Origin of the sequence: Stenotrophomonas sp. TWI819, assembly GCF_039673075.1 — a bacterium.
GTDB classification, from domain to species: Bacteria; Pseudomonadota; Gammaproteobacteria; order Xanthomonadales; family Xanthomonadaceae; genus Stenotrophomonas; species Stenotrophomonas rhizophila_B.
In genome coordinates this window covers 409,957-426,748 of record NZ_JBDJKY010000001.1, presented here as the reverse complement: position 1 = coordinate 426,748, position 16,792 = coordinate 409,957, and the positions used below count along the sequence as shown (strand labels likewise).

The 16,792-nt window shown below is 66.7% G+C and carries 17 protein-coding genes; 11 read left to right on the top strand and 6 right to left on the bottom strand.

The annotated features are described in order from the left end of the window. The first annotated feature begins 1 nt into the window (after nt 1). The 5 genes from ABE463_RS01880 (at nt 2) to ABE463_RS01860 (ending at nt 5,284) form a co-directional block, all read left to right on the top strand. Complete coding sequence (locus ABE463_RS01880) at nt 2–490, top strand: isochorismatase family protein (RefSeq protein WP_123729316.1); 489 nt, start codon at nt 2–4, stop codon at nt 488–490. A gap of 85 nt (nt 491–575) precedes the next feature. Continuing rightward, complete coding sequence (locus tag ABE463_RS01875; protein ID WP_346467165.1) at nt 576–1,982, top strand: TolC family protein; 1,407 nt, start codon at nt 576–578, stop codon at nt 1,980–1,982. Further along, nucleotides 1,975–2,991, top strand: coding sequence for an efflux RND transporter periplasmic adaptor subunit (locus ABE463_RS01870; protein WP_346467057.1), 1,017 nt, complete (start codon nt 1,975–1,977; stop codon nt 2,989–2,991). The genes ABE463_RS01875 and ABE463_RS01870 overlap by 8 nt, the downstream gene beginning before the upstream one ends. Further along, entirely contained in the window at nt 2,988–4,175 is a 1,188-nt protein-coding gene (locus tag ABE463_RS01865) for an ABC transporter permease (RefSeq protein ID WP_346467056.1), read from the top strand. The genes ABE463_RS01870 and ABE463_RS01865 overlap by 4 nt, the downstream gene beginning before the upstream one ends. Next, nucleotides 4,172–5,284, top strand: coding sequence for an ABC transporter permease (locus ABE463_RS01860; RefSeq protein WP_346467055.1), 1,113 nt, complete (start codon nt 4,172–4,174; stop codon nt 5,282–5,284). The genes ABE463_RS01865 and ABE463_RS01860 overlap by 4 nt, the downstream gene beginning before the upstream one ends. A gap of 27 nt (nt 5,285–5,311) precedes the next feature. Here the strand turns inward: ABE463_RS01860 and ABE463_RS01855 are convergent, their stop codons facing one another. Then, nucleotides 5,312–5,668, bottom strand: a complete 357-nt coding sequence (locus ABE463_RS01855; RefSeq protein ID WP_259260025.1) for a YkgJ family cysteine cluster protein — start codon at nt 5,666–5,668, stop codon at nt 5,312–5,314. Between the two features lie 183 nt (nt 5,669–5,851). Here ABE463_RS01855 and ABE463_RS01850 point away from each other — a divergent pair, with 183 nt between their 5' ends. The 3 genes from ABE463_RS01850 (at nt 5,852) to ABE463_RS01840 (ending at nt 9,014) form a co-directional block, all read left to right on the top strand. Next, a complete protein-coding gene (locus ABE463_RS01850; protein WP_346467054.1) occupies nt 5,852–6,322 on the top strand; it encodes a hypothetical protein in 471 nt (156 codons plus the stop codon). Between the two features lie 153 nt (nt 6,323–6,475). Continuing rightward, nucleotides 6,476–7,735: an MFS transporter gene (locus ABE463_RS01845; RefSeq protein ID WP_346467053.1), complete on the top strand. Its 1,260-nt coding sequence runs from the start codon at nt 6,476–6,478 to the stop codon at nt 7,733–7,735. Between the two features lie 31 nt (nt 7,736–7,766). Continuing rightward, nucleotides 7,767–9,014: an arsenic transporter gene (locus ABE463_RS01840; protein WP_346467052.1), complete on the top strand. Its 1,248-nt coding sequence runs from the start codon at nt 7,767–7,769 to the stop codon at nt 9,012–9,014. Nucleotides 9,015–9,055: 41 nt separating this feature from the next. Here ABE463_RS01840 and ABE463_RS01835 read toward each other — a convergent pair whose 3' ends face one another. The 5 genes from ABE463_RS01835 to ABE463_RS01815 all read right to left on the bottom strand — a co-directional run bounded on the left by ABE463_RS01835 (nt 9,056) and on the right by ABE463_RS01815 (nt 14,323). Beyond that, nucleotides 9,056–9,346 carry a hypothetical protein gene (locus ABE463_RS01835; protein WP_346467051.1) on the bottom strand — a complete coding sequence of 97 codons (291 nt, stop codon included), beginning with the start codon at nt 9,344–9,346 and terminating at the stop codon, nt 9,056–9,058. 82 nt (nt 9,347–9,428) lie between these two features. After that, nucleotides 9,429–10,700, bottom strand: a complete 1,272-nt coding sequence (locus ABE463_RS01830) for a carbohydrate porin (RefSeq protein ID WP_346467050.1) — start codon at nt 10,698–10,700, stop codon at nt 9,429–9,431. Next, a complete protein-coding gene (locus ABE463_RS01825) occupies nt 10,697–12,094 on the bottom strand; it encodes a cytochrome c (protein ID WP_346467049.1) in 1,398 nt (465 codons plus the stop codon). The genes ABE463_RS01830 and ABE463_RS01825 overlap by 4 nt, the downstream gene beginning before the upstream one ends. Beyond that, complete coding sequence (locus ABE463_RS01820; RefSeq protein ID WP_346462414.1) at nt 12,091–13,731, bottom strand: GMC family oxidoreductase; 1,641 nt, start codon at nt 13,729–13,731, stop codon at nt 12,091–12,093. Before ABE463_RS01820 ends, ABE463_RS01825 begins: the two co-directional genes overlap by 4 nt. Before the next feature lie 46 nt (nt 13,732–13,777). After that, nucleotides 13,778–14,323, bottom strand: coding sequence for a sugar dehydrogenase complex small subunit (locus tag ABE463_RS01815; protein ID WP_313218450.1), 546 nt, complete (start codon nt 14,321–14,323; stop codon nt 13,778–13,780). Between the two features lie 182 nt (nt 14,324–14,505). Here ABE463_RS01815 and ABE463_RS01810 point away from each other — a divergent pair, with 182 nt between their 5' ends. The 3 genes from ABE463_RS01810 to ABE463_RS01800 all read left to right on the top strand — a co-directional run bounded on the left by ABE463_RS01810 (nt 14,506) and on the right by ABE463_RS01800 (nt 16,753). Further along, nucleotides 14,506–14,757: a hypothetical protein gene (locus ABE463_RS01810; RefSeq protein ID WP_313209861.1), complete on the top strand. Its 252-nt coding sequence runs from the start codon at nt 14,506–14,508 to the stop codon at nt 14,755–14,757. A 6-nt stretch (nt 14,758–14,763) separates the two neighbouring features. Further along, nucleotides 14,764–14,958, top strand: a complete 195-nt coding sequence (locus ABE463_RS01805) for a hypothetical protein (RefSeq protein WP_313209863.1) — start codon at nt 14,764–14,766, stop codon at nt 14,956–14,958. A gap of 208 nt (nt 14,959–15,166) precedes the next feature. After that, on the top strand, nt 15,167–16,753 hold the full coding sequence (locus tag ABE463_RS01800; protein WP_313218452.1) for an SDR family oxidoreductase: 1,587 nt from the start codon (nt 15,167–15,169) through the stop codon (nt 16,751–16,753). The last annotated feature ends 39 nt before the right edge of the window (nt 16,754–16,792 follow it).

Genomic DNA, 16,792 nt, shown 5'->3' with positions numbered 1-16,792 from the left:
CATGAAAACTGCACTGATCGTGGTCGACATCCAGAACGACTACTTCGCGGGCGGCCGCTTCCCGCTGGAAAAGAGCGAACAGGCCTTGGCTGCAGCGTTGCACGCGATCGCGCAGGCCAGGCAGGCCGGTGAGCTGGTCGTGGGCATCCAGCACATCGCACCGAGCGATGGTCCGTTCATGGCCGCAGGAACCCAGGGCGCGGAACTGCATCCGGCCATTGCCGAGGCGCTGGAGGGCTGTCCAGTGATCGAGAAGCATCAGGCCGACAGCTTCCTCGGCACTGCGCTGGGCGAAACACTCGCCGCCCGGAACGTCTCGGCCATTCGACTGGTCGGGATGATGACCCAGCACTGCATCACGCATACGGCACTGTCGCCGGAAGCGGCGGGCGTTGACGTCACGATCATTGGTGCGGGCTGCGCTGCGCCGACCGCGATGATCAGTGGCATCGCGCTCTCCGGATTGGCCGGGCGCTGCAAGGTGGTGTGACCCGCAGGAGCTGCCCGCGTGAAGACTCGTGCTTCACGCGGCGCACACTACTCTCTTGCCGTCACACCCCATGGAGCTGCCCCTCGTGAGCCGGCATTGGCCGCCAACGCGCGCGTTAAAAGGACTTACCTGTCTTTCCCTGATTCTGTTGACTGGCGCTGTCGTTGCCCAGCCCGCACCGGACGGCGCCGCGGTCCCCGCGTTGGATTGGCAGCAGTCCCAGCAGCGGCTGGAGCAGGTGTCCGATGCGCTGGCCGCGGCGGATGCGTCGGTGCGCAACAAGCAGGACCTGCAGGACGCCACCCGGCTGCTGCGTCTTCCAGAGATCACCGGTGAAGTACGCCGGCTGCAGTTCCAGAAGACGCTCACCCTGCCGCTGGGTTCCTTGGCGCCGGTCGCTGAGGCCTTCGGCATCGACTCGCCGTTGCAGTTCACCGAGCGCGATTGGCGCACCCGCCCGGTGGTCACGGCGGTGTTGCCGCTGTACACCGGTGGTTTGATCCCTGCCGCCCAACAGGCCGCAGCAGGCGCGACCGACCAGGCCAGCGCGGAGCGCGAGTCGCAGCGTCAATCGCTGAGCGTGCAGCTGGTCCAGGCCTACTTCGGCCAGCGTCTCGCCGAGCAGGCCGTGGACGTGCGCCGCGAGGTGCGCGATGGGCTGCAGCAACACCTTGACGATGCCCTGAAACTGGAGCGGGAAGGCTTTGCCACCCGCGCCCAGCGCCTGCAGGCCAATGTGGCCCGCGACAAGGCCGAGCGCGAGTACCAGAAATCGCTCAATGATCTTCAGACGCTGAAGGCCGCGTTGGCCACCCTGCTGCGCAGCGGTGGCGACGTTCGCCCACTGTCGCCCTTGTTCGTGCACCGCGCGCCGATCGGTGCCCTGCCCACCTTCGAACGCGATGCACAGGCCAGGCAACCCCAGATTGCCCGGCTGCGCGCCCTGGTGGCGCAGGCCGAGCAAGGCGTGCGCGTGCAGCAGGCCAAGCTGAAACCCACCGTGTTCCTGTTCGGCCAGTACGATTTCCGCCGTCGCGACGAAATGCTGACCGACCCGGACTGGGCGTTCGGCATCGGCCTCAAGTACACCTTCCTCTCGCCCACCTCGCGCCCCGCCCAGATCAGCGCCGCCCGCGCGCAGCAGGATCAGGCCGAAGCCGGCCTGCGCGAAGCCGAGAACCAGGTGACGCTGGGCGTGCGCAAGGCCTGGTACGAACTGGACACCGCCCGCCAGCAGTTCCTGCTGCTGGACAGCAGCATCGAACAGAACCGCGAGAACCTGCGGCTGCAGGAGCTTGCCTTCCGTGAGGGCCAGGCCACCTCGCTGGACGTGATCGATGCGCGCCTGGGTCTGGGTGGCGCGCAGGTCGAGCGTGCCCAGGCGGCCTACCACTATGACGTGGCGCTGGCACAACTGCTGGAGATCAGTGGACAGATGGATCGATATGAAGAGTTCCGCCGCCGCGGCGACGAGGTGATCACCCATGAATGACACATTGCAGGCACCGGCCGACGCGCCGCCGCCGAAGAAGCGCAGGATCGGGATCGTCATCGCGCTGGTGCTGTCGATCGTGGTCGTGGTCGGCCTGTGGTTGGCCTGGCGCACCCCGGCCGAACAGCTGCAGGGCATGGCCGACGCCGACACGATCAACGTGGCCGCCAAGATCACCGCGCGGCTGGCCGAGCTCAAGGTGCGCGAGGGCGACCGGGTCACCGCCGGCCAGGTGCTGTTCGTGCTGGACAGCCCCGAAGTGGCGGCCAAGGAGCAGCAGGCCCAAGGCGCGCTGGAGGCAGCGCGGGCGGTGGCCGACAAGGCCGACGAAGGGGCACGCAGCGAGGACATCCGTGCTGCGCAGGCCAACTGGAAACGCGCCGAGGCCGGTGCCACCCTGGCCGATGCCACGTATCAGCGCGTGCAGAACCTCTTCAACGAAGGCGTGATGACCCGCCAGAAACGTGACGAGGCATTGGCCCAGGCGCGCAGTTCGCGTGAGCTGTCCAATGCCGCACGGGCGCAGTACGACCAGGCGCTGGCCGGCGCGCGCGATCAGGACAAGCGCGCCGCGCAGGGCCAGGTCCGCCAGGCGCAGGGTGCGGTGGCCGAGGTGGATGCGGCCCGCGACGAGGTCAATGGTCGCGCGCCCATGGCTGGCGAGATCAACAAACGCATGTCGGATATCGGCGAGCTGGTGCCGGCCGGCTACCCGGTCTTCACCCTGGTCGACATCGACCGCATGTGGGTGTCGGTGAACCTGCGCGAATCGCAGATGCGGGGCCTGAAGGTCGGTACCCGCCTGCGCGGCAACGTGCCCGCACTGGATCGTGACGCTGAATTCGAGGTGTATTTCATCAATCCCGCCGGTGACTACGCCACGTGGCGTGCCACCCGACAATCCTCCGGCTATGACGTGCGCAGCTTCGAGATCCGGCTGCGCCCGGTCGCCCCGATCGAAGGCTTCCGCCCCGGGATGAGCGTGTTGTTCGGGTGGCCGCAGGGATGAGCCGGCCGGTGTGGGCGAGCGCTGCGGCCTCGTTCCAGCGCGAGGTTCAGCACCTGCGCCGCGATCGTGCCGATCTGCTGCTGATCACGCTGCTGCCCGCGGTGATGCTGGGGCTGATGGCATGGTTGTTCGCCGCCTCGGTGATGCGCGATATCCCCATCGCCATGGTCGACCTGGACCGCAGCGCTGAAAGCCGCCAGCTGGCCCGCATGCTCGATGCCAGCCCCGGCGTGAGCGTGGCCAGTCAGCCGTCCAGCCTGGCCGAGGCGCAATCGCAGCTGCGCCGGTTGGACGTCTTTGCGATCGTACTGGTGCCGCGCGATGCCACGCGACAGGCACTGCGCGGCGAACAGGGCACGGTGTTCGCGTACTACAACGCCACCTACCTCACCACCGGCCAATCCGCCGTGCGCGATATCGTCGAAGCGGTCAGCGCCTGGAACGCGCGGCTGCTGGGCGAACGCATCGGCAAGCAGGTGGGACCGGCCAAGCTGCGCGCGCCGCCGATCGCCGTGCAATCGGACATTCTGCACAACCCGGCGCGCAGCTATGAGCTGTTCCTGCTGCCCTTGCTGTTCCCGGCGATCCTCTCCCTGGGGCTGGCACTGGCGGTCGCAGCCAGCCTGGGCCGTGAGGTCCGCGATGGGCACCTGCGCGACTGGCTGGGCGACACCCCATGGTCGGCGATCGCCGGCAAGGTCGTGCCGTACGTGCTGCTGTTCTCGGTCTACGGTGCACTCGGGGTGCTTTACCTTGCCCTGCTGCGTGGCGATGGCATCGCCGGCAGTGCCCTGCTGCTGATGCTGGGGCAACCGTTGTTCTACCTGGCCTGCGCGGCGGTGGCCCTGCTGTTTGTCGGGCTCACCCGGGACATGGGCACGTCACTGTCGGCGATCGGCCTGAGCATCGGCACCGCGCTGGCGTTCTCCGGCGCCACCTTCCCGGTGGTCGATGCGCCGCTGTTCACCCGGGTCTGGAATCTCCTGCTGCCACTGACCGCTTACGTGAAGCTGCAGACCCAGCAGCAGTTCGTGGGCGCGCCGTGGAGTGTCTCGCTGTGGCCACTGGGGACGCTGCTGCTGATGGTGGTGGTGGCCGGTGGCATCGGTGGCTGGCGATTGATTGCTGCCGCGCGCAGCGCCGATCCGGTGCTGCCGGGTACACCACGCGAGACCCGCGCATGAACCGCTTCGTCGACAGCCTGCGCCTGACCCTGCGCACCGTGCTCACCGATCGGTATGCGGTCGTGCTGATGGTCGGCGCGGTGGTGCTTTACTCGTTCTTCTACCCTGCTGCGTACCGCCACCAGGTGGCCAGCAACCTGCCCATCGTGGTGGTCGACCACGACCAGAGTGCCACCAGTCGAGAATTGCTGCGGCGGGTGGACGCGCTGCACACGGTACGCATTGTTGATCAGCCGGCCAGCATCGACCAGGCACGCCATGTGCTGGAAACCGGCAAGGCCGAAGGCATTCTGCTGATCCCGGCCACCCTTGAACGCGACATTCTGCGCGGCAGCCACGGCTATCTGGTGTTGATGGGCAACGGTGCCTACCTCGGCCGCGCCAGTTGGGTGCTCGGCGGCGTGGCCGAGGCCCTGACCGCCTTCGCGCGCGAGGCGGCCGTGTCCCAGGCGGCGTTCATGGGGGCACCGCAGGCACCGCCGATCACACTGGTGCAGCGTCCGCTGTTCAATACCCAGGAGGGCTACGGCAGCGCCATCGTGCCCGGCGTGGCCGAGCTGATCGTGCATCAGACCCTGCTCATGGGCATCGGTGTGTTGCTCGGTGCCCGTCGGTTGGCGCTGGGTCGTCGCCTGCGATTCGATCTGCCAACGCTGGCCGGCATGGCCGTGGGCTTCGGCGCCATCGGTCTGCTCGGGCTGTTCTACTACGCGGGGTTCACCGCCTGGGTGCAGGACTACCCGCGTGGTGGCAACCCCCTCGGCCAGCTGCTGGGTGGCAGCTTGTTCATCGCCACCACCGTGGCGTTCGGGTTGTTCATCGGCAGCTTCTTCGCGACCCGTGAACGTGCCTTCCAGGTGGTTGTCGCCTGCTCGATCCCGCTGTTCTTCCTGGCCAATCTGTCCTGGCCGGCGGTCACTTCACCGCCAGCACTGGTGGCCTTGGCCCACCTGCTGCCCACCACGCCCGGGATCAATCTGATGGTGCGGCTCAATCAGATGGATGCCAGCCTGGGTGAGGTCAGCCACGAGCTCTGGACGCTGGTCGCGTTGCTGGCGCTGTACGGTGGTCTTGCGATATGGCGACTGGGTGCCCGCAGGTCGAACTGAGTCACGCTGTTGCGGCCACGCCGCCCGCTAGAGAAGCACCTGCCGCGTACTGCGAAGAAACTGATGGATTTCCTTCTCCACCGACTCATCCAGCATGTAGACCGGCCGCTGGCCGTTGGGGCAGCGCAGGCTGGGGGTCGTCCCGAACATCCGGCAGATCAAGGGGCGTTCTTCGTAGACCTCACAGCCCTGCTTGCCCAGATACGGACAGCTCAGATCCGCCAGGGCGGCGGCATGCTCGGCATCGCTCTTGACCGGCAGCCGCGCCACCTCCTCGCTGGAGGCGGTGACCGGGCCACAGCAGTCCGTGCATCCCACAATGCAGCGGAAGGTCGGGATCTGGTCGCGCAGACGCTGGATCGCGTCGCGGGTGGCGTAAGGCATTGCGATGATCCTTGGAGCGGCGTCGGCGGTGGGCCATTTTACCGCGTTGGCACAGCCTTCACGCCGCAGTGATCGGTGGTCGGCTTGCGACAGCCTGAACGCTGCGGCGGCGGAGGTTGAATCGATGAGGCACAGCCGCATTGAACAAGGGCGCCCGCGGTTGGGCGCTCTCAGGAGAAATGCATGCCGCACCATGAAAAGGTCGCCCTCGCGGGCGTCATCGAGCACGTGTTTGCACATCGCTTCACCTTGGTCAGCAACGATCAGGCATATCTGGCCGACCTCGGCCCCAAGGGAGCAGAGGCGTTTCCACTCAAGGAAGGTGCTGCCATCCGGCTGGAAGGAGAACGACGCCCGTCGGAAATCAAAGTGGCCCGTATCGCCAGGAAGGGCGGCAGCTTTGTGGAGGTGGAGCACAAGAAGCCGCATCACGGCCCCAAGCATCATCATCCGGAGGGTCCGGCGGATCCTCGCGTCGCATTGGCCGCAGTGGAGAAGGACGGCTGGACGCCACGCGGCGAACCCGAGCGCAAGCCCAAGCACTTCGAAATACTGGCACGCCGTAAGGGTGGCGAGTGGACCGAGCTGCATGTGGACTTCTCGGGTGTGATCTACAAAGAGAAGCACGCAGATCCGGAGAAGTGGGCGCTGTAACACCTGCCCACTCTGCAGCACGTAGTACCCAGAGCCCTGGAGATTCCGGGGCTCTTCCATGTGTGACGCCACACAACCATCACAGGCGCACGCGCATAACATGCGCGCCCCACCGGCATCGGGGCTGACCCAGCGAGCATCGAGCCAACGCACGTGAGCCCACCTTCCCCTGCCCCCTTGTCCGTCCGCTCGGCGGATCGCGCGCTCGATGGCGTGAACTTCTTCCTGGCCGATGTGCGTGATGGGTTGGGGCCTTATCTCGCGATCTACCTGTTGGCCGTACACAAATGGGAGCCGGCCAGCATCGGCCTGGTGATGACGGTCGCGGGGCTGGCTGCGCTGCTGGCGCAGACGCCGGCGGGCGCGCTGATGGATCGGGTCAACGCCAAGCGGGCCACGGTCGTCATCGCTGCCCTTCTGGTCACCGGCAGTTGCGTCGTGCTGCCGTGGATCACCTCGTTCACGCTGGTGGCCGCGACCCAGGCTGTCAGCACCGTCGCGGGTACCGTCTTTGCCCCGGCGATCGCGGCCATCTCGCTGGGCATCGGCGGGCCTCGGGCGTTCGCACGGCGCATGGGTCGCAACGAGACCTTCAATCACGCAGGGAACGCCGTTGCGGCGCTGCTGGCTGGTGGTCTGGCCTACATCGGGGGCCCGGTCGTAGTGTTCTATCTGATGGCCGCACTGACCCTGGCCAGCGTGGCCGCGGTGCTGATGATCCCGGCCAAGGCCATCGACCACGAGCGGGCGCGCGGCTTGCCCGCCGGCCAGGAGCGCCAACCGGGGCCGTCGTCTGCAGGCCTGCTGCTGCGCGACCGCACCCTGCTGACGCTGGCTGCGTGCTGCGCGCTGTTCCATCTGGCCAACGCGGCGATGCTTCCGCTGGTCGGCCAGAAGCTCTCCCACACCAGCCCGGCGCTGGCCACCACCTTGACGGCGGCGTGCATCGTCGCGGCGCAACTGGTCATGGTGCCGGCCGCGATGCTGGTGGGCAGGCGCGCCGACGACTGGGGGCGCAGACCCTTGCTGTTGGCCGGCTTCCTGATCCTGCCCATCCGTGGCCTGCTCTATCCACTGTCCGATGCACCGGCCTGGCTGCTTGGCGTGCAGCTGCTGGATGGCATCGGGGCCGGCATTTTCGGGGCGCTGCTCCCGGTCATGGTCAGTGATCTGACCCAAGGCACCGGCCGGTTCAATGTGACCCTCGGGGCGGTCTCGACGGTCTTCGGCTTGGGCGCTGCACTCAGCCCGGGGCTGGCCGGGGTGATCGTGCAGTTCGCTGGGTATGATGTCGCGTTCCTGACCCTGGCAGCGATTGCAGCGGTGGCCTTCGTGCTGGCAATGACCCTGCCGGAGACCCGACCTCACACGGGCCGCATTTCGACGGTGGCTGCACCGACGGATGCGACCTGACGCCAGCCCCTGCGTTTTTCCTGAGCCATCGATGCACGTTCCCACAACCTCCCTGATCATCTGGATGGTGACCGCCGTTGCCACCAGCGGTGTCATCTTCCGTCCCTGGCGGATCCCCGAATATGTCTGGGCGCTGGGCGCGGCCGCGCTGCTGGTGGCGACCGGCCTGGTACCTGTGCCGACGGCCCTTGGGGCAGTGGCGGAAGGCGGCGACGTCTACCTGTTCCTGATCGGCATGATGGTGCTGGCCGAGCTGGCGCGTCACGAAGGCCTGTTCGACTGGCTGGCCATGTATGCCGTCCAGCACGCCAAGGGATCCGGGCGGCGCCTGTTTGATCTGGTCTTCCTGGTTGGCACGCTGGTGACCATTTTCCTGTCCAACGACGCCACCGCCGTGGTGCTCACACCGGCGGTTTACGCGGCCTGCAAAGCGGCCCGCGCCAATCCACTGCCCTACCTGTTCGTCTGCGCGTTCATTGCCAACGCAGCCAGCTTCGTGCTGCCCATCTCCAATCCCGCCAACCTTGTGGTGTTCGGCAGCCACATGCCCTCGTTGCCAGAATGGCTGCAGCAGTTCAGCCTGCCGTCGCTGGCCGCGATCCTGATGACGTATCTGGTGCTGCGCCTGGCTCAACGCCGACAGATCGCCCACCCGCTGGCGGAGCGGATCGAGCACCGCGCCCTGTCCGAGGGCGGTCGCCTGTGCGCCATCGGTGTCGGGCTCACCGGCATCGTGCTGCTGGTGACCTCGGCGATGAACGGCCCGCTAGGCGTGACGACCTTCTGCGCAGGTGCGCTTACCTTGGCGGCGGTTCGCCTGCGCCAGCGTCGCAGCCCGCTGCCGATACTGCGTCACGTCGCCTGGGGGGTGCTGCCCCTGGTGGCTGGCCTGTTCGTGCTGGTCGAAGCTGTTGCCCAGACAGGGGTGATCCGCACGGCGGCGCACGCATTGGAAGCGCTGGCACGGACCTCGCCTTCGGAAGGCAGCTGGGTGGCAGGGATCGCGGCAGCGGTGGCGAGCAATCTGGCCAACAACCTGCCCATCGGGCTGGTGGCCGGCTCGCTGGGGCAGATGGCGGACCTGCCGGTGCACACCCGCGCGGCGCTGCTCATCGGCGTCGATCTGGGGCCGAACCTCTCGGTGACCGGGTCGCTGGCCACAATGCTGTGGCTGGTCGCGCTGCGTCGGGAGGGCGAGAACGTCAGCGCGCTGCAGTTCTTCAAGCTGGGCATGCTCGTGATGCCACCGGCATTGATCGCGGCGTTGCTGCTGCTCTGATGATCGCGTGGCGTCGCGGCAATGCCGTGACGCCGACACGCTCAGGCGGCTTTAAGGGTCCACTGGCGCAGCGTGGCGGCTTTGAGCGACTGCTCGCCGCAGCCGGTCGGGCAACGCAGTACCCGTGACGCCGCGTTGCTGACAAAGCCAGCGCCTTCCTGCGCCTTGAAGATCACCTCACACGACAGGCAGCGCGCCACCATCGAATACAGGTGAACGATGCGACCGCTGCAGGGGTCCTGCAGCGCGCTCACATCCAGCAGGTCGAAGTGGCAGCTGTCGGGCATCGCACGGCGGGGAAACGGTGGGGAAACGCTCGTCTGCAGGTTCACGTGTGCCAGCCTCGATGGTGAGGGCATCACTTTAGGCATCCACATGTGGAGCGTACGTGCACTGGACGACCGTGCCGCGTGATCACAGCGTGGCCTGCGCCTGCAGCGTGAACACCCAGCTGTCCGGGCGGCTCTCATACGCCCCGGGACGGGCTACATACTGCACCGCAGGCCGCAGGATCAGCCACGGAGTGACCTGCACACCGTAATTGAGCTCCACGAACTGCTCGTTGCTCTGCACGTCCTTGCCGGTGATGCGCTGGTACTGGGCAAGGCGGTCGGAGATGTCCAGCCGGGTCCACGCCAGGCTCAGCACATCATCCTCGCGGGATGCCACCACGCCGCGCCAGCTCAGGCCGGCCTCCCACGAGTACCGCATGAGGCCGGTCCTGGCATCCGCACGCGTGGCCACGCCGAATACCGACAGACCGCGCACGGTGTCGCCTTCGGGCTTCAGCACTCGCTGCGCCAGCTGGATGTACGAACCGCTGCGATGCGACGCGCGCGGTGCGGCCGGATTGCCGATGTCGTCCGCGTTGGACGTGTCCAGGTAATAGCCGACCTTGTAGGTGCCACCGTAATGCTCGCCGGTGTTGCCGTGGCTGTAGCCCACTTCCACGGGCAGGAACAGGCCGGTCTTGCCACGGTCGGACACGCGGAAGCCACTGCCCTCCTGCTTGCGCATCGGCACGACATCGTAAATGCCGGTCTGTGCGTACCAGCCCGAGGGATCAGCCCACTTCACCCGCAGGCCCCACTGGCCGGTCGGATTGTCCAGCCAACCGGAGCTGTAGATCGGGCCCAGCGGATGACCACACTGGCCGTTGTTGTTGAAATTGCAGGTGTACGGCAAGCCGCCGAAGTCGTTGCCCATCGAGTAGAAGCCGCCCTTCAGGCTCAGCCGCTTGTCCAGCAGCCAGCGCTCGTAGGAGAGCTCGTTGAAGCGCAGGTTCTGCCCTTGGCCATAGAACGCCTGGTTCTGCACGTAGGAACCGGTCGAGCGGTCATTGACCGCATTGCCGAAGCGGTCGGAGAACACCACCCGCATCGTGCCGTCGAAACCGAAGGCCTTGCCGGTATCGATCATGGCACCGAAATCAACGTGCTCGGCCGTGGACCAGCCGGTACCCTTGTAGCCATCGCTGTTGACGCCCGTGGCGATCACGATGCGGGCGCTCGGGGTCACGCCACGGTCCTGCAGCCAGATGCGGGCCGCCCAGTCCGCACTGAGCGGTGTCTGGGCAATGGTGTCCACGGTGTTGGGTTTGGGGACCTCTGGTTCAACCGCCCATGCCGGCAAGGCGGCCGCGGAGGCCATCAGCCCGAGGCTTACAACGAAGGAGGTGCGCTTCATGCCGAAGCCCTCCGCTGCTTGCGCCTGGTCCACGCGCGTCGCACCAGCAGGATCACCACCACGAAAGCCGCAAGCCCCAGGATGAGCAACGGTAGCCACAGGCGCGCGATCTTGGCCAGCAGCGGCTTCTCACCGCCGTCGCGGATCAGCGCGACCTGGGCTTCCGTGACCTGGTCACCGGGCCCGAAGGTGGTCCGCACGTAGCTCGCGACTGCGGCGATGTCGGCATCGCTCAACGCCTGCACGTACGAGCCTTCCGAAAAGTGCGGCATCACCACGTGCTCGCCGTCCACCTCGCGGTCGATGCCGCCGATGATGGTCGCCACCAGGTTCTGTGGCCGAACCATGCCGACGGTGCTGTTGTGTACCAGCGACGGGTAGTAGCCGTCGTTGCTGCCCTCGCCGCGCGAGCCATGGCAGCTGGCGCAGAGGCCGGAATACAGCACGGCACCGGAGGCGATGGGCGCGCCCGTGCCGCGAATCGCGGGCTCACCCGGTGCCGTGTCGGCATCGCCCCAGGCGAAGGCTGCACGGGTGGCATCCTTGTCAGCCACGGCCGGCACCGTCCGCAGATAGGTCACGATCGCGCTGATGTCGTCGTCGCGCAGTTTGGAAAGGCTGTTGCTCACCGCTTCGGCCATGCCGCCGCCGGCCTGCCCCTTGCCTTCAACCCGGCCGGTCTTCAGGTACTGGGCCAGTTCGTCATCGGTCCACCCGCCGATCCCGCTGATCGGGTGCGAGGTGATGTTGGGCGCATACCAATCGCCCAGCGAACCACCGGCGAAGGCTTTGCCGCCCACCTCCTGCATCATCAACCCGCGTGGACTGTGGCAGCTGGAGCAGTGCGCCAACCCTTCCACCAGGTAGGCACCCCTATTCCACTGCGCACTCTGTGCCGGATCCGGTTTGAACGGGGTCTTGTCCAGGAACAGCAGATTCCACACCGCCATGGACGAGCGCACGCTGAAGGGGAATGGCAGTTCGGTGGTACGTGCCTCCTCATCGACCGGGGCGACCGCCTGCATGAAGTAGACGTACAGCGCGTGGATGTCCTCGTCGGTCAGCTTGGCGTAGGAGGTGTACGGCATCGCCGGGTACAGGTGGGCACCGTCTTTGCGCACGCCCTCACGGACCGCCTTGGCGAAATCGGCCTCCGTGTAGTTGCCAATACCGTGGGACGTGGACGGGGTGATGTTGCTCGCCCAGATCTCACCCAGCGGCGAGGCGATCGCGTAGCCGCCGGCGTAGGGCTTGCCCTGCTTCGGGCTGGTGTGGCACGCCACGCAGTCCGCGGCCACGGACAGGTAGCGCCCACGTTCGACGGCGTCGTCGGCGCGCGCGGTGTCGCTGACGCCGGCCAGCAGGCCCAATGCGATGAGCAGGAAGGTCTTCATGCCGCACGCTCGATGGCATCGGCCGCGCGCAGGGCCAGCGCGGCCATGGTCAAGGTGCTGTTGACGACGCTGGCCGAGACCATCGCGCTGCCACCTGGGAGCCACAGGTTCGGGTGATCATGCGCGCGGCAATCGCCATCCACCACGGAATCGCGCGGGTCCGCGCCCATGATGGTCGAGCCCATGATGTGGTTGTTGGCATTGAGCGCCGTGGTGATCACGAATTCTTCGGCGTTGAACAGCTTGCCGATGTGCCGCAGCTGCTCGCAGGATTTGTCGTAGCCCTTGCGCGCGTAGTCGCCCAGCGAGTAATGGATGTCCGGGCACGCCAGGCCGTGGCCATCGACGCGGGTCGTGGACAGCGTCAGGCGGTTGGTCGGGTCGGGCAGCGGCTCCAGGCTGATCGACAGGTCCACGCCGTAGATCGCGCGCCGTCGGATTTCCGCGTCCAGCGCCTCACCGGCCAGCCCCATCTTCAACGCCTGGTCGGTGGCGATCGCCACCCGGCTGATGTTGTTGAGGATGATCTTGGTCGCCGAATACTCCGACCGGAACGCGCCATCGCGTGGCCCGACCATGCAGCTGGACTGCGCCGGGCCACGCCCCAGCCAGATCGGGCGGTCCGCAATGAAGGAGCAGTGGAAGCCGGAGTGGTCCAGCATGTTGCGCCCGACCTGGTCGGACGAATTGGCGATGCCGTTCGGGTTCTGTTCGTTGGCAGCGAGCAGCAGCAGGCGTGGCGTTTCCAGCGCGTTGCAGGCGATCACGAAACTGCGGCCGGTAGCCTTGTGGCTGACCTTGTCGCTGTCATACCAGTGGATGGCGGTGACCCGGTTCTGCGCATCTGTGTCGATTTTGTACGCCACCGCTTCGGCCAGCACCTTGGCGCCCAGCGCTTCGGCGGCCTGCACGGTATGGACGCCGTTGTACATGGCGCCGATCGGGCAGATCGGCTGGCAGTTGTTGTTGCCACAGCACGCGGGGCGATCATTCCAGGGCTTGATCATGCGCCCCTGCGGAATCGGCACCAGGTTGTAGCCGTGCGGATTGACTACCTCGGCAAACACCTTGTCGCCGTTGCCCCACGGAATCATGTCGGCCAGGTACGGCCTGGAGCGCTCCGAGGGGCTCTGCTGCGCGGGGTCGTTCGGCCCGGAGACGCCCATGGCCTCTTCAGCGCGGCAGTAGTACGGCTCGATGTCCTCGTAGCTGATCGGCCAATCGCGCCCGACCCCGTAGGCGGACTGCATCTTGAAATCGACCGGCAGATGGCGCCAGCAGGAGGCAGCCCAATGCCAGGTGGTGCCACCGACCGCCTTGATGAAGCCCTGATGGAAGCTGCTGGCATCGGGGCCGGTCAGGCCGACGTAGTCGTTGGCGGGGAAGTACAGTGGCGCCGTGGCGAATTTCGATTGCGGGAACGGCCCTTGGAAATCGCTGCCGATGCGCCGTTCGAAGCTGACGTTGCGCCAGTTCTCGACCACGTCGGAACGGTTCAGACGGGGGCCGGCCTCAAGGACCAGGACCGATTTGCCGGCGCGCACCAATTGGTGGGCGATCAATGCACCGACAACGCCCGAACCGACGATCACGACGTCGGCATCGGCGTCGCCATCACGGAAAACCGGAGCTTTCATGGGAGGGGTTCCAGATCGATAACAGGGAAAAAGGGACCGCGCAGGCTCAGGCGTGGGCGCGAATCGGGGCCGGCGGCTCAGCGGTCCACCAGGCGGGGCCACCTTGGGCGTAGGTCGGCGGTGAAAGACCGTCATCCACGCAGCGCTGCATCAGCGCATCGCGGTAGGACACGGTCACGGCATGCACGCCTTTGCCAACGGTGCCCGTGTACCACGCGGTGATGATGGCCAAGGCCGCGGGCTTGGCATCGCCAGCGGCCGCGATCAGCGCCTGCGCGCCACTGATCTGTCCTGCCAGGGTGACCAAGGCGGGGAACTGCGCATGCAGCGCTGGCTGAAGGGTGGCAAACGCCTGTTCGATCCGGTCGGCCGTGGCCGGGTCCAGATCGGTCTTGCCGGTCAGGGCATGAGAGAGGTCGAGGAAGGCGGTGTCGGTCTTTGCCGCAGGCGCCGTGGCAGCCGGCGCTGCCACCGCAGGCGCTTTGTCACGGCAGGCCGCGAGCAGCGACACCGAACCGACCGCAAGAAGGAAGCCTCGTCGTGTGAGGCCCTGCCCCCGACGATGCCCGTCCAATCCCTCGGGAATACTCATGATGTGAACTCTGCTCCGTAACACGCCGGCTCCCCGCCCGTAGACCACGGAACGGCTAAGCATCGACGGCGGCAAGGGTACTCCATGCGGTTGTCGTCAAAGAGTGATCAACGGGGTGATCACGCATCGCCAACGGCGTCGGCGCTACAAACCGGATTCGTCATCACTGCAGGAGAATCGCCATGCGAATCGTGTTGTTGAGTGCCCTCGCGACCCTCGCGCTGTCGGCCTGCAGCCAGGATGAGCGTAACGAGCAAGGCCAGCATGCCGATGCGATCGAGCAGCCTGCCGCCGCGACGGCGCCTGCGGGTGGTGAGGCCGCGCGTAACGTGCCCGGGGGTGGCAGTGGCACGGCGGCCTCCGAGGAGCAGGACTCCGGCCATGGCACCGAGAGCTCCGCGGAGCCGAAACACGCAGCGCCGCCGAAGCCGTAGCACGTCATGACGCCACTCGATAAACCACTGCGCCGGGAAGTCCAGATCGGCGACGAGACCTATACGCTGACCATCGATCCAGACGGGATGAAGCTGGTGTCCAAGGGCAAACGGAACGGCCTCACGTTGAAGTGGACCGAGCTGGTGAATGGTGACGCGGCGCTGGCGACGGCGCTGCAGGCTTCGCTCCAGGTGCGCTGAAGCCCCCAGGCCGGCGGCAACCAGCTGCAATGACCCCCATGGCCATCTGCACATCGGGCTGCATGGGTGCCGCCTGATCAGCACCAAATCCCAGGATCAGGGACAATAGCCTCCCACCGTATGCCCCGGGCTGCTGGCGGATGCCCCCGTCAGGGGCCGTCGCGCGGCGCCCCATGCCCGTCATCCTGCCGCTTTTCCCGGATCTGAATTGAATACCACCGCCCTGCCCCTTGCCGACGACGACCTGCCCCTGACCGACCGCCTGCGCACCGCGCTGGACCTGCTGGAGGCCATCGAAGCCGACCGCAGCGTGCTCGATACGCTGCCCGAGGCTGATCGCGTCCGCCTGCACCAGGTGGTGGCCAAGGTGTATCACCCCGAGCCCAAGGCCCGCCGGGCCAAGCTGAAGCAGCAGGCCAAGGCGCGGCATCAGGAAAAGGTGGCCAAATCCGAGGCGCTGCTGGCGCAGACCGGTATCCGCGCCCTGCGCCGCAAGCCGGTATTCAGCACCCCGAACTACTTCCCGCCGCACGCGGCCGGTCTGCATGACGCCTCCAACGGCGAGAATGCGGCACCCACGCCGGAACCGGTGCATTCCCCGGAACTGCGCCACTGCTACGTGTGCAAGCAGAAGTTTACCCAGCTGCACCACTTCTATGACCAGATGTGCCCGGCCTGCGCCGAGCTGAACTTCGTCAAGCGCACCGAGACGGCGGACCTGACCGGGCGCGTCGCGTTGCTGACCGGCGGCCGGGTCAAGATCGGCTACCAGGCAGGCCTGAAGCTGCTGCGGGCCGGTGCCGAGCTGATCGTGACCACGCGCTTCCCGCGGGATTCGGCCGCGCGTTACGCCGAAGAGCCGGACTTCGGCGTGTGGGGCCACCGCCTGCAGGTGTACGGCCTGGACCTGCGCCATACCCCGAGCGTGGAGGCCTTCTGCAACGAGCTGCTGGCCACCCGTTCGCGCCTGGATTTCATCATCAACAACGCCTGCCAGACCGTGCGCCGACCGCCGCAGTTCTATGCGCACATGATGGCCGGCGAAACCGCCGCGCTGCATGAGGTACCCGAGACGCTGCGCAAGCTGATCGGCGATTACGAGGGGCTGCGCAGTGCCGAACTGCTCGGCACCACCGCCTCGGCCGCGCTGCCGGTGGTCCAGGGGCGCGATTTCAACGCCGCCAATGGCCTGACCCGTGCCGCCGAGCTGTCGCAGGTGCCGCTGCTGGAGGACGAGCTGGTCGCCCAGCAGCACCTGTTCCCGGATGGCCGGCTGGATCAGGACCTGCAGCAGGTGGATCTGCGCGGTCGCAACTCCTGGCGCATGCTGATGGCCGAAGTGCCGTCGGTCGAGCTGCTGGAAACCCAGCTGGTCAACGCCATCGCGCCGTTCATCATCAATGCGCGCCTGAAGCCGCTGATGCTGCGCACGCCCGAGCGTGACAAGCACATCGTGAACGTCTCGGCGATGGAGGGGCAGTTCTACCGCAACTTCAAGACCACCCGCCACCCGCATACCAACATGGCCAAGGCCGCGCTGAACATGATGACGCGCACCTCGGCGGCCGATTACCAGAACGACGGCATCCACATGAACAGCGTCGACACCGGTTGGGTGACCGACGAGGATCCGGCGGACATCGCGGCCAAGAAGGTGAAGGAAGAACGCTTCCACCCGCCGCTGGATATCGTCGACGGCGCCGCGCGCATCGTCGATCCGATCATCCACGGGTTCAACACCGGCGAACACGTCTGGGGTCAGTTCCTGAAGGACTACGCGCCGACCGACTGGTAACTGCATCCGGAACCACGTTCGGTGCGTATAGAGTGGACA

Excerpts from the sequence above, each read along its gene's own strand:
- ABE463_RS01880 (WP_123729316.1), top strand. The coding sequence starts at position 2 with ATGAAAACTGCACTGATCGTGGTCGACATCCAGAACGACTACTTCGCG.
- ABE463_RS01870 (WP_346467057.1), top strand. The coding sequence starts at position 1,975 with ATGAATGACACATTGCAGGCACCGGCCGACGCGCCGCCGCCGAAGAAG.
- ABE463_RS01865 (WP_346467056.1), top strand. The coding sequence starts at position 2,988 with ATGAGCCGGCCGGTGTGGGCGAGCGCTGCGGCCTCGTTCCAGCGCGAG.
- ABE463_RS01860 (WP_346467055.1), top strand. The coding sequence starts at position 4,172 with ATGAACCGCTTCGTCGACAGCCTGCGCCTGACCCTGCGCACCGTGCTC.
- ABE463_RS01855 (WP_259260025.1), bottom strand. The coding sequence starts at position 5,668 with ATGCCTTACGCCACCCGCGACGCGATCCAGCGTCTGCGCGACCAGATC.
- ABE463_RS01850 (WP_346467054.1), top strand. The coding sequence starts at position 5,852 with ATGCCGCACCATGAAAAGGTCGCCCTCGCGGGCGTCATCGAGCACGTG.
- ABE463_RS01840 (WP_346467052.1), top strand. The coding sequence starts at position 7,767 with ATGCACGTTCCCACAACCTCCCTGATCATCTGGATGGTGACCGCCGTT.
- ABE463_RS01830 (WP_346467050.1), bottom strand. The coding sequence starts at position 10,700 with ATGAAGCGCACCTCCTTCGTTGTAAGCCTCGGGCTGATGGCCTCCGCG.
- ABE463_RS01825 (WP_346467049.1), bottom strand. The coding sequence starts at position 12,094 with ATGAAGACCTTCCTGCTCATCGCATTGGGCCTGCTGGCCGGCGTCAGC.
- ABE463_RS01820 (WP_346462414.1), bottom strand. The coding sequence starts at position 13,731 with ATGAAAGCTCCGGTTTTCCGTGATGGCGACGCCGATGCCGACGTCGTG.
- ABE463_RS01815 (WP_313218450.1), bottom strand. The coding sequence starts at position 14,323 with ATGAGTATTCCCGAGGGATTGGACGGGCATCGTCGGGGGCAGGGCCTC.
- ABE463_RS01810 (WP_313209861.1), top strand. The coding sequence starts at position 14,506 with ATGCGAATCGTGTTGTTGAGTGCCCTCGCGACCCTCGCGCTGTCGGCC.
- ABE463_RS01805 (WP_313209863.1), top strand. The coding sequence starts at position 14,764 with ATGACGCCACTCGATAAACCACTGCGCCGGGAAGTCCAGATCGGCGAC.